This is a genomic window from Legionella fallonii LLAP-10 (assembly GCF_000953135.1).
Taxonomy (GTDB): domain Bacteria; phylum Pseudomonadota; class Gammaproteobacteria; order Legionellales; family Legionellaceae; genus Legionella; species Legionella fallonii.
The window spans coordinates 86,717-99,381 of record NZ_LN614828.1 but is presented as its reverse complement, the minus strand read 5'-3'; the positions used below and the strand labels follow the sequence as shown (position 1 = coordinate 99,381).

The window sequence follows — 12,665 nt, the reverse complement described above, 5'->3', positions numbered from 1 at the left end:
ATTTAATATTCATAAATGGTTTTATAAATCTTATATGTTATGGTTGCATGACTTTAAATCATTTTTAAAAAACCAAAAATGATTTAATTACATCAACATTAAAAATTAGCCCGCCAACTAATGCAGTTTCATTTTTTAATATGAGAAATCCAAGTTTATTTTTTTATAAATCTATTAAAAACATATAGTTACACTCAGTTTCATTTATGAAACTGAGTGTTCAGCCATGTACTCATTTAATGCTTCTAATACAACATTTTTGATTTCTTCAGGGCTAAAGTTGATTAAATTCGATTTATTAAGTTCGAAAACAACTTTTCTCGAAGTTATCTCATTTGTCTTAATTATTACTTTTTCATCCAACTTAAACGCCCTATATGTTTTGTTTTTCTTTTTATCTTCATTATCTACTGAGCCTATTAATTCATTAATAATAACATTAGTTTTTATTGGTGATTTTCTACTTGATATTACATCGCGCAAATATTCTGCTTTTTTAATTATTAGCTCTTCATTCATACTGCTCTTTTCTAACAATATAACTAGAGAATATACTGGGTTAATTTTTAATAGGGTAATATCTTTAAAAAGTTCTATAATCTCTTTGTATTCTACAATTTTAGCAGCAGATAACATTTTAGACAGCTTACTCTTTTTAAGATCTAGAGCTATAGCCATCTCATCTTGACTGTCAAATAAATTAGCTTCAAGTTGTTGTTTGAAACTTATAGCATCTTCAAATTCACTAATGTCATTTCTATCTTTATTTTCTAAATTCATTAAAATCGCACATTCACGATCATTAGCATCTGTTGCTTTAACGCGAATTTTTATACCCAAATGATTACATGCAAACCATCTTCTTCTTCCCGCTATAATCTCCCAATTTTTCCCATCAGGATCATTCTCTATTTTTCGTGCAAATATAGGAACTTTTTGTCCATTCTTTCTAATAGAAGAAATAAGATCTTGGCATTTATCTACATTCATCCAAACATTATCTCTATTATGGAATTTCCAAGGACGACAGTCAGATGGTTCAACTAAAAACTCTGTTCCTCTAACTGCCTCGCTATGATTGTTTTTTTTATCTTGATTCAAAGTCCTTGATGTAGCAGGTAGTATAATTTTATTATTAATTACTGCTACCTCCGAATCATTAGCTATAACACCAGAAAGAGATCTTTTCTTACGCGTAGACATTTTCACCTCCTAATACAAATTTTCCTTCTTTTTCTAATTTCTTAAATTTGCTTGGCCATGTTTTCCATATTTCTACTTCAATCTCCTTACAAAAAGAATTAATAATGTTAAGAGCTCTTTTTTGTGGCCTTCGCACCTCTAGTGCAGTTTGAAAATCAATGGCAGCATTACCTATTTCAGTAGTATGTAAAAAATACTTGCTCATCATATGATACCCAAATACATCCTGCATAATAGGGAGAAATTCTCTATGATTAATTTGATTTGGGAAAACATCTGTTGCTAAGATTTTAATGAATCTATATTCTTTTTCAGAATTTATCATTTCAATGACATTTTCTATCATTCTAAGATATTGAACAGTAGAGCTAAACTCATAAAGTGCTGGCGGTGTTGGAACAATAATGGCATCTGCCGCACATAAAATATTCATCGAAGTAAAACCTAATGCAGGTGGGCTATCTATAATAACTAAATCATATGAATCTTTAACCGTGTCAATTCCTTGCTTAAGCTCTGTAAAAACATAATTTTTTTCAATTGTTGGCAAATCCCTGATTTGTTCTGCTATACCAAGCTCAAGATTATAAAGTTGTAAATTTGATGGGATAATATCCAATCCTTCCCAATATGTTTTCCTAATACAATAATGCAAACTATCTCTTTCCCCTTTGAAATATGGTAACAATGTACTATTGTCATCAATATCGCGATCAGGAATATAACCAAAGCTACTCGTAGAAGACGCTTGTGAGTCCATGTCTATAAATAAAACCCTATACCCCATGGTGGCAAAATATTGCGCTGCGGCAACACTGGTCACTGATTTTCCAACACCTCCTTTAAAAGTTTGAATGGCCAAAGTTAAGCAGTCATCTAAAGACGAATCTCTTCTTGGAAAAGTTTTAAAATGACTTCTAAATTGATTTATCTGTTTTAATGTATAACCAGAAATTCGATTCGTTGATTCATATTTTTCAAGATTATCAAGAAGTCCATCAGCAATCAGTTGATTTTGTATTTTAAGAATAGAACTACTTGATCTATCCACCAACTCAGCAGCTTCTTTCAATGACCATCTTCTTTCCAATATTTTTTTATTGTTTGGTGTCCTTCCACTTTCTTCTATTTGTCGTAAAACACTTTCTCCACGAGCTATTAATGATCTTATATATTCAATTCCCGCCTGATTTTTCATTTATTTCCTTTTTATAAAAAAGATGAAATTTAAATTTATAGGTTAATTCGTTATTTATCAAGTGATAAATTCTAAATTCCGTGTTTTTTATTTTTTATAACGATATATTGCGGATTTTATTGGGTTGTTATAGAGTATTGAAAGAGTAGTTGTACACAAAGAGATTTTGTAATTTAATAGCAAGCCATATGAACTAGTTAGTTAATGTTGGGTGATTAAATTAAGGACAATAAAATGATGAGAGGTATATCGTAAATTAAGAGCATTGAGGAAAAGTCTGCAAACTCTTCCTCAACAAAATATAACAATTAGCTCGGAACAAAGCTAAACACCAAAAATACTCAATAAAATTGAAATTTTTGGATCAACACACTGACTAGTTTAGCTTTGTTCCCTATAAACATCAAGATTTTTTGGTGTAAGGGACATGTATAATGGGATTTTTTAATAAGAATAATAACTCGTCAGAACGAGTGAGTAGTAAGTCTTTTGCCCAGTGGGCAACGGAGAACAAGCACTCCATCGAGGCTCGATTGATTGATGAGGCAATTGCATTTCTGAATATTCATGGGGAAGACCTACGAACACCTGTAAGCAGCCTAATCGTAGATAATCGATGGCATTACATTGATAAACCGGCTAAAAAACAAAGCTATCGCGCAACGATAGAATATAACAGCGATGGGATCCCCTATCTCGCTTTGACCTATTACACCTTTCGACACGGTGGTCACTCTGAGCGCTTTGATAGCAAGTCCGTACTTAAAGCACTATGGCAAGAGGCGAGGGGAGGGCTTTTTTCATCACCCGCAAAGACAGCAATTAAACCCCGTATTGAGCCAATAACACCAGAAATCAATCCCATTGACTGGATTGCTCGTGATAAAGAATCCTGGCAATCCATGCCTGATACGGGCGATAGTCACTACCTCAAACGAAAAGGGTTATCCGAGGGTATTATTCCAGGAATTAAACACGCCAAGCATCACATTGCAGTAGCCATTATTGATACCCATAATACTTTTTTAGGTCTGCAACGCATTTTTAATGACGGCCAGAAACGATTTACTAAAGGCTTATCTAAAAAAGGTCATTTTACGCTGATAGGTTGTCCTTCCTTACCTGAAAAAATATGCACCATTCATGTATGCGAAGGGGTGGCAACTGCTGCCAGCATCCATCGTGCGATTGGTGAGCCTGTCTTTGCAGCCCTTGATGCTTTTAACTTGCTCCCTGTATGTAAATCATTAAAACGCCACTATCCTAAAACACAGATTATTATCTGGGCTGATAATGACTGGCAAAAAGCCGATATTAAAACTAAATTTGGTAGGGTTTTAGGCAACACCGGACTCATTCAAGCTAACCGTACTGCTTTTAAACTAAGAGGCACCTTGGTCTGCACGCCTGATTTTTCAACATTCGATTCAGAACTGATTAAAGAGGCTACTGACTTTAATGATTTACATCGGTTAGACGGATTAAATCGCTTAGTCTCAACCATCCCCCAAAAACCTGATATCCATTTAGGCTTATGGCATGAATTACGACATTTTAACCAACATGCCCATGGAGCGGTGGCACCTGGTCAATTTAGAGATGGCGTAAAGCTATCCTATAACAGTCGTTATTTACCCAATGATGTATTTAAACGAGAGGGCGTACATTTAGTGCGTTCTGCCATTGGTACAGGAAAAACGGCCATCGTAGAACACCTGGTGAAACAAAACCCCAAACAATCCATTTTATTCACGACCCATCTTATTTCATTAGTGGAAAGTGCAGCTTCTCGTTTAGGATTAACCAGCTACAATGAATGTGATAATTTTGACTTACAAATCGAGCATCGCCTGGCCATTTGCCTCAATTCTTTAGGAAAACTCACCGCAGAAGGCTCACTGAGACACTATGATGTGGTCATTATTGATGAAATCGAACAGGTTCTTGCACGCCTGACTTCCCATATTGAACAAAAACCCCTGATATTTTCTGTACTGCAACACGTCATGACAAATGCCAAAAGTCTGATTTGCCTTGATGCACATCTGTCTCAAGCAACAGTACAAATGGTTCAACGATTTTGCCCTAATCAACCCGTCACCATTCATTTTAACCGCTTTGAGCCAGGAAGTGCGCGCCAAATAGCCTTTCACGACAGCCCCGAAAGCGTGCAAATGACCGCCATGCAGGCTTTAGAGCAAGAACAAAAAGTATATCTCGCCTTTAATTCCAAAAAGGAAGCCTTTAAAACCTATTCAGCGCTGAACATGGCCTTTCCTGAAAAGAAAGGTCTTTATATTTCCAGTGATAATGCGGGTGACACTGAAAATCAGGCTTTTTTTAATAACGTCAATGAAGTGTCAAAACGTTATGATTACCTGGTATGTACTCCATCGGTGAGTACCGGTGTTTCTATTGATAACGGCCATTTTGATTTTGTAGGCGGTGTGTTTAACGCACAGGTCAATACCGCCAATGATTGCATGCAAGCGTTAGGACGAATCCGAAACCACAAAACCTTGCACGTCTTTTGTGATAAACGACAAGCCTTTAAATCCTTAAACCCGCAAGTAATTGCCTCTAAGTGGTTAAACACACATCAGTATGATATTGGCCTCATGAATCTGGATAAAGAGGGACAACGTATCATTCTAAACCCTGATTACGAACAGTTAACTCTTTTAGTGACCCAGGCGCGTCATGCAAGCTTTAATGATTTTTACCAACAATTTGCCCTGCTGGCGTTACATGATGGCATGAAGCTCACCTATTTTGATACCACCCTTGATGTAACCACCCAACAACAATTGCGTCAATTTAAAAATGCCTGCATTGAACAAGATGCCTCCCTTATCAGCCAGGAGCAGCTACCCTTAACCGCGGCTCAATTAGTAGCGCTTGCTCAAAAACCACGCAAAACAATGAGCGAATCCAGGCAGTATAAAAAACAGCAGCTTATTGAGTTTTATAATCTGTCGGAACGAGATGAAGTATCCATTACCGCCATGGCGAATATGGATAATGATGGACGCTTTAAAAAACAGGTATTAGCCTTAGAGCTTGCTTTGGGTGATGCAGCCCTTGCGCAAAAACGGTTCGTTGCCCAACTTGAAGATGGGGCGCAATTTGCAGCGGATTTAACGCATTTTAGTACCTTGCAACTGCTTTATAAAAAAGTGCTGGAAACACTGCATTTAACCACAACCCATCAGACCTTAGCGCTTCACGATTATCAATACACCAAAGACACCATTCTTCACAGTGGTTTTGTAACCTGGATAGAAGAACATCGTGCCATTCTTCAAGGGCTCATCTCCGTTCCCTCCGCGCAACTTTTGCAACGCGACCCTTTACGCTTCCTTTCTATGTTACTTGGTAGAATGGGTTTAAAACAAAAGAGAGTAGGGAAAGCCGAACATGGATTTTATCATCTGGATATTGAGCGCATTAACCTGTTAAATGCATTGATTATGCGTCGTGCTAAGGGTCTTGCTGGTATTTCAGCGCCTCTGGATACCTCAAATTGCCGCTTAAAAGAGCCGTCAACCACTGAATTTTTTATTGAAACATTCAAGAAAATAAAGCGGTTTTTCACGCTAGACAATCCAGATATTCCCGAATTCGCTTAAATTTTTAAGTAATTTTAATCTAAAATGCCTTTAGATAGGCAAAAACCCCATCGCCCCTAATAAATAAACGTTTAAATTTAATTCAATATGTTATTTTTAATACATCAATAAGAATGAATTTAAGAAACTATAGTACTCATTTTTTTAATGTAACTTACTGTTCAATGTTTTTTTTGGGGAACACTTAAGCTTGAGATCTCTATATATAAAGCCTTCACTGTTCCCAATAATAAATACCTTCCAAATACAGTTTCATAAAATTATCCACAAATTCTGTGGGTAACCATGTGCGGTAAGTAAGGATAAGAACAATAAATTATTTCCTGATTGATAGGATTTAAACAATTCTTCTGTTTGGAGGAACATCAAGACTGTAAGTTCATAAAAAAGAAAGTGACTGAGCACAATTTATCCGATAGAATGACCAAGATTTAACCGTTCCAGGAAAAGCGCTCGGTTGATTGTTGTTTCAAACCAAATTAAGGAAACGTGGTAATGAGTAACATTCTGAATATTAAAAATCAATTTCCCCTCTCAATAAGCAACCTTAAGACCTTATTTTCACGGTTTTTATACGCTGCTTCAAAAACCGCAGATACACCTCAATCCAATACGTAAAAAAGGTACTGGTAATTAACTCAATAATTAAGAGGTTATCCGTTACCCTGCTTATCGTAATTTTACTCTGATAATCAGGTGACACCATTTCGATTTAAAAAAAATGGATGACCCATTCGTTGTAAGGAAGAATCATGTCGTATCAAAAAGTGGAACTTGAGTTGGTGTCTTCAATCCATCAATCAGAACACATGGAACAGGACACTCTCGCTCAGAAAACAAAAAAAGATGAAGAACGTTTTGAAAAGATCGTAACGACTCAAAATAAAATACAAAAAATTAAAGAAGATCTTAATAAACTGATTCAATCAATGAATAACAATTCCAGTTGGCTGTCACGTGCTGCCAGTTTCTGGAATGAAATCCCCTTGGGGCAAAAAATTACCGCAGGTGCAGTGCTCACCATACCTCTTTTGATGATTGGACTCATTGCAAATCTAGCAGCCCTTATTACGCTCAGTATTGTTACGATAATTGTTTATACAGCCACTAGCATTCTTCTTGATAATCATCAGAGTCAAAATACAGACAATATCGAACATTTGAAGGCAGGAATTTCAAGTCTTGTGGATTTGCTGGATTCGGTTATTTCAACTTTAGAACTTTTACGCGAACAACTGGCTATTGAAATCGATGTATTCCAGAAAGAAAATACGCGCCTTACCCAAAATGTTGATCAATTTTGTGAGCAGATTAACACATTAAAATCAGAAATCATTGAGCTGACTGATACCGAAAAAAAACTTCGTGCAACCCAGGTTGATCTTGAACATACCACCACATCCCTTAAAGGTTCTGTAGAGGAGCAGTCTCAAGTATTAGAAAATACTCAAAAACAATTAGAACAGGTTGTTCAGGCGTATAAAGAAAATCAAAATCAATTATCTGATAAAATAAAAGAAATTGATGACATTAAAGTGAAAATGGGAAAAGAGGTCGAACAGGCGAGAGCTGTTGGACTTGTCTTAAGTGGAACAGTTGAAACCTTCTCTAACATGGTTATTCAAGACAAAGAACAGCGAGCTGCTTTTTTAAAAAGATTAGAGGACTTTTTAACCAATAAAGAGAAAAGCTTTGTTGAGATAGCAGACCGAATATGTGATGCCGAACGCAAACTCTCTGTAGTTACAAAACAATTAGAAGAAAGTAATCAGAGGTATCGTAAGCTTTTAGACAGGCAGGAACAACAGATTATTCGCCTGGAACAAATTGATGTGGTTCAACCCGATGAGGTGCAGGAATCGTTTGATGGTGTTAAGCCAAGCATCAATGGGTTTTATGCAATAAAAAAAGAGCCTCCATTTTTTCATGAACCTAACCTTGGGGCTACGTTGATAGCAGTACTGTAAGTGCCGAATAGTTTACTTTGGTTTGCCATGATTTACTCCATGAACCATCCATGACTGACAATAAGAGATTGTCCGGTTAACGCATTAGATTCAAATGATGCAAAAAATAAAGCAGTTTGGGCTACATCATCGGTGGTAGTAAATTGACCATTAACGGTATCTTTAAGCATTACTTTTTTAATGACCTCGTCTTCACTGATACCTAGTTCTTTAGCTTGTTCTGGAATTTGTTTATCCACCAGAGGAGTGCGGACAAATCCAGGGCAAATAATATTAGCTCTCACATTGTGAGCCGCACCTTCTTTAGCGACTACTTGACATAAACCAATCAAACCATGTTTTGCTGTAACATAAGGTGCTTTAAGAACAGAGGCTTCTTTAGAATAAACAGATCCCATATAAATAATACTTCCACCTTTACCTGAAGCATACATATATTTTAGAGCCGCACGAGTAGTTAAGAAGGCACCATCTAAATGAATGGCTAGCATTTTTTTCCAATCGGAGAAGGCTAATTTATCGATTGATTCTATGATTTGAATTCCTGCATTGCTGACCAGAATATCCACTGCGCCAAACTGTTTTACGACGGCATCAACACCTTCATTGACCTGTTGTTCGTCAGCGACATTCATGGTTACTGCCATAGCCTGTCCACCTTGGGATTTTATTTCGTCAACAACATCATGTGCTGCCTCCAAATTGAAATCAGCAATAGCAACTTTTGCGCCTTCTTTGGCATATACAAAAGCGATTTCTTTACCTATTCCACTGGCAGCGCCTGTAACTAGGGCTGTTTTATTTTTTAATCTCATGAGTACACTCCCTGTAACTACATCGGTTTTTTTCAAAAAAGACATCTATGCTGCTTGAACGCAGCATAGCGTTTGGAAAGTCATCTGACTTTATCTTCGCCTTCTCTCCGGAGTTTTTCTAAATATTCGCACGCGCATGGTGCTACATGTATTGGCCACCATTGATATCAAAGTTTGCCCCTGTAATGAAACCACTTTGCTCATCAGCAAGAAAAGTAACTAATCGAGCGACTTCTTGGGGATTTCCTAAGCGTCCCACTGGAATTTGAGCGATGATAGAATTTAAAATATCTTCCTTGATGAATGCAAGCATTTCAGTTTTAATATAACCGGGTGAGATTGTATTCACCGTAATCTCTTTTTTAGCTACTTCTTGGGCTAAGCTTTTAGTAAATCCATAAAGTGCTGATTTACTTGCCGAATAATTACACTGGCCAAACTGACCTTTACGGCCATTAATAGAAGAAATAGTAATAATGCGACCGTACTTATTATCCAACATAGTGGGTAATACAGTTTTCGTCATATTAAAAACGCTATTTAAATTCGCATTAATCACATCATGCCATTGTTCTTGCGACATTTTTTTTAATGTTGCATCATTGGTAACCCCTGCATTGTTGACGAGCACATCGATTGTACCGTATTTTTCTATGACCAAATCCGTTAAGTGTTCACAGTCTTTGAATGAAGAACTATCCGCATAAGCAATATCAATCTCAAATCCTTGAGCTACTTGTTGCGCTTGCCAAGCTCTTGCTAAATCGTGATCACCATTTTTGAAATAACAGGCAACTACTTGATAATTCAATTGGTGCATCTCTTGACAGATAGTTGTTCCAATACCTCCTGTTCCACCTGTTACTAAAGCAACTCGTTTATTCATCTATTCCTCCTTGAATTTTATTTGTCTTAAAAGTTAATTAATTGTATTTTAGTAAACTAAAGATTTATTTATAGAGATAAATAGGCTACTAATTAGTGACTATATGAGTTCAACTTCTTCTGCCTGCAGACCTTTTTGTCCTTTACCTGCTTTAAACAGAACGTTTGCACTTTCTGGCAACGTTTTAAAACCGCTACTTTGAATTCGCTCTAAAGAGAATTATCGCATAGAGTGTGATAATGATCCCTCTGAAATAAAGCCTATAATCAAACACCTCGCTCCAACCAAAAAGGTTCTCCATATCTATTCCATTTAAATTAGTTAAACTGGGATGATAATTTTATTGTGCCTGTTACGATGATACGTGACAATCATTCTTTACGTTGACATCTAGTTATTTCTATTTTATTACGATAAATTAATCAAAGAAATTGCTCTGAGTATCTGATTAAAAATTTGCCCTAATCCGCGTGATATACACGGTAATAAAACTGCGGGGATTAGTACCACCAACTACGCGCGGCTATTACAAAACCCTATGGGAAAAAAACCAATATCCGGTGGGTGATGTGAAAATCATGCTCCCAATTTTTTATTCTTTAAGATTTATACTTTTCTTGATAAATCAAAGGTTAATACGCCTTCTTCATGACTTGGACGCTTAAAAATTTGGGGGTATTGAAGCGTTCTCACCGTGTCTGCATAACCCGCATTCCAATGTTCTCTCATGGTTAAAAGAGAGAATTCATAATCTTTGGAATGTCCTTCATATTGTTTTGGGCGATGAATCAATTGCACAATATTATATACTTTGTGATCCGCTATTTCTTTAAGAAGGGACGCTTCTTTGCCTTCAGATAAATGAGGCGGTAATTTGGAAAGCAGACTGGCAAGTGCGCAGCGAATACTTTGGAGTCTTTGGAAATGAAAAGTACTGGCACGTGTCCTGCTGGAATATTGGATTTCTTTTTGGCGAGTCATGGTCTCGGCAATAGAACGTGGTAGTGTGCCTTGAGCATTCCAAAGATCTACTTGAAAGGCAAGAGTATCCTGACGCGTCTCACCTTCAACTACCCACTCTAGCGGGGTATTAGAAATCAACCCCCCATCCCAATAGAATTCCCCATCAATTTCAGTGGCGGCAAAACCTGGGGGCAGTGATGCGCTTGCTATGACATGTTCAGGACGAATAGTGTGCGTTGTATTATCAAAATAGATGAAATTGCCAGAGGTTACATTGACGGCTCCTACACTAAAACGAATCGGTTCATTATTGATTCTGTCAAAGTCTACAAAACGTTCTAACGTGGTTTTAAGAGGGTTAAGATCATAAAAACTTGTCGCCTCAATTGTTCCATCGGGGTAAAAAAAAGGGGCGGGATTGCGAGGGATAAAGAAATTAGGCACCCCATTCATTAAACTTGACCAGGCACTTGTCTGATTGAACAGGTTACGCCCTAGGATATGGGTAGACGTTATTGGAGCAACGACACTTGACCAATCGAGTAAAGGATTCGCACTGAGATGTTCCCAAAATAGTTTAAGTTGTGCGACCCGATTATTGATTGGGTTGCCTGCTATAATTGCGGCATTGATAGCACCGATTGATATACCTGCCACCCAGTCAGGAAAGAGATCAACCTCTGCAAGAGCTTCATAGACTCCTGCTTGGTAGGAACCTAAAGCGCCTCCTCCTTGTAAAACAAGTGCAATACACTCAAAGGGTGGCCGTTTTATCGTGTTTGGTAACTTGTTCAGCCGTGATGCTCTATGTCCGTTGCTTTTCAAAGAATGCCCCTGTTATCTTGAAAAATCCATTTACGGATTTAGTGTACCTTTATTAAATACTAAGATAGGCATTATTAATGAATTAGGCAACTGGCTCCTGACATTGAATGAACTATTAAGTGGGTGGTGCTCTAAAAATCTATTATCTTTTAGTGTCGAACACATAAATGATCTTTAATTGGAGTTTTTTTACAGAATCCCAAATGCATTCCTTGTCATTTAACAAATCAGAATTAGTTTTATGGGGGATGATGCGTTATGTCAATAGGGATTACGTTGTTATCATTTCATCTCTCGAAGGAGAAAAAGACTCACATCATCCATGGTTTCATGCCCCTCTCTAAACGGTTTTTCTAATACTCTGATGAGACGTCCGATATAGAGGAAGAAATAAGCAATGAAGCCAAAAAGTATAAATGATTCTGGAGATCCTTCAGTCTTTAAGAACAGAAGAAACAAGGTGAGAAAGCCTATTAAGGATTCTGCCAAAATATGGACGGATGGAATAAATTGAGTTCTTTGAATTTGATATATGCGTAAGATTATTTTTCGCAATGTCCCTTGCTCTGTTTTTAATCGCACAAGAAAATTAGGTGGCATCCCTAATTGTTCCATCTCTAAAAAAGAAGATGCCAATTGATTGATAGCATTTAGGCATGGATCTAAATCGTGGTGATCTCCTTCATGATCTATTCCTTTAAAAAAGAGCCGAACTATTTGACTAATGGTGGTATGAATTTTTTTTAAATCAAACGCCTTATTTTTCTGATGAAAAAGGGTTGCTTCTTCTAATATATTTTCAAGAATTGCTCGGATTTCTGCTGGAAATTTTTCGGCCTCTTTAAAATCTGCCAAAATTCCAGCAAGTAAAATACTGATGATAAAAATGGCCCCGGCCATCGTGCTGGTAAATAGAGGACTTACGGCTACAAATTCTAAATTAAAACGATGAATAAAAAATTTGATAAAAACCAATAAAATCATAAGGGGTATAACCCACAAACAGATATGAAATTTTTTGAACCCGTTGTTTTTCTTTTGATGTTTATGGGGCATTGTAACTTATCATCCCTGGCTGATGGTGCGTGGATAAAATACGTATCATTATCCCTATACTCAACTATACATTGATTTAGGGAGGATTCAATTTATTAATTAGTGCGTCACTCATCAAAAAGA

Annotated in this window: 8 protein-coding genes and 1 pseudogene; 2 read left to right on the top strand and 7 right to left on the bottom strand. The window is 36.8% G+C overall.

Going from position 1 to position 12,665, the window contains the following annotated elements; translation table 11 throughout:
- Positions 1-204 precede the first annotated feature (204 nt).
- Together LFA_RS17875 and LFA_RS17870 are read right to left on the bottom strand one after the other, a co-directional pair.
- Complete coding sequence (locus LFA_RS17875) at positions 205-1,203, bottom strand: ParB/RepB/Spo0J family partition protein (protein ID WP_045097801.1); 999 nt, start codon at positions 1,201-1,203, stop codon at positions 205-207.
- The gene (locus LFA_RS17870; RefSeq protein WP_045097800.1) at positions 1,190-2,401 is read right to left on the bottom strand and encodes an AAA family ATPase; all 1,212 of its coding nucleotides are present in this window, start codon (positions 2,399-2,401) and stop codon (positions 1,190-1,192) included. Before LFA_RS17870 ends, LFA_RS17875 begins: the two co-directional genes overlap by 14 nt.
- A 434-nt stretch (positions 2,402-2,835) precedes the next feature.
- On the opposite strand from LFA_RS17870, the gene LFA_RS17865 reads away from it, so the two are divergent.
- Together LFA_RS17865 and LFA_RS17860 are read left to right on the top strand one after the other, a co-directional pair.
- Entirely contained in the window at positions 2,836-6,030 is a 3,195-nt protein-coding gene (locus LFA_RS17865; RefSeq protein ID WP_045097799.1) for a plasmid replication protein, CyRepA1 family, read from the top strand.
- 752 nt (positions 6,031-6,782) lie between these two features.
- Entirely contained in the window at positions 6,783-7,997 is a 1,215-nt protein-coding gene (locus tag LFA_RS17860; protein ID WP_084602257.1) for a LegC2/C7 family Dot/Icm T4SS effector, read from the top strand.
- A gap of 32 nt (positions 7,998-8,029) precedes the next feature.
- Here LFA_RS17860 and LFA_RS17855 read toward each other — a convergent pair whose 3' ends face one another.
- The 5 genes and pseudogenes from LFA_RS17855 to LFA_RS17840 all read right to left on the bottom strand — a co-directional run bounded on the left by LFA_RS17855 (position 8,030) and on the right by LFA_RS17840 (position 12,542).
- A complete protein-coding gene (locus LFA_RS17855; RefSeq protein WP_045097947.1) occupies positions 8,030-8,812 on the bottom strand; it encodes a 3-hydroxybutyrate dehydrogenase in 783 nt (260 codons plus the stop codon).
- 142 nt (positions 8,813-8,954) lie between these two features.
- Positions 8,955-9,698 (bottom strand): acetoacetyl-CoA reductase, encoded by a 744-nt coding sequence (gene phbB / locus LFA_RS17850; protein ID WP_045097798.1) that lies wholly within the window; start codon positions 9,696-9,698, stop codon positions 8,955-8,957.
- A gap of 99 nt (positions 9,699-9,797) precedes the next feature.
- Positions 9,798-9,902: pseudogene (locus LFA_RS19650) on the bottom strand (cold-shock protein); the annotation flags it as partial.
- Between the two features lie 402 nt (positions 9,903-10,304).
- Positions 10,305-11,486 carry a patatin-like phospholipase family protein gene (locus tag LFA_RS17845; RefSeq protein ID WP_084602256.1) on the bottom strand — a complete coding sequence of 394 codons (1,182 nt, stop codon included), beginning with the start codon at positions 11,484-11,486 and terminating at the stop codon, positions 10,305-10,307.
- Positions 11,487-11,768: 282 nt separating this feature from the next.
- Positions 11,769-12,542, bottom strand: coding sequence for a hypothetical protein (locus LFA_RS17840; RefSeq protein ID WP_045097797.1), 774 nt, complete (start codon positions 12,540-12,542; stop codon positions 11,769-11,771).
- Positions 12,543-12,665 lie beyond the last annotated feature (123 nt).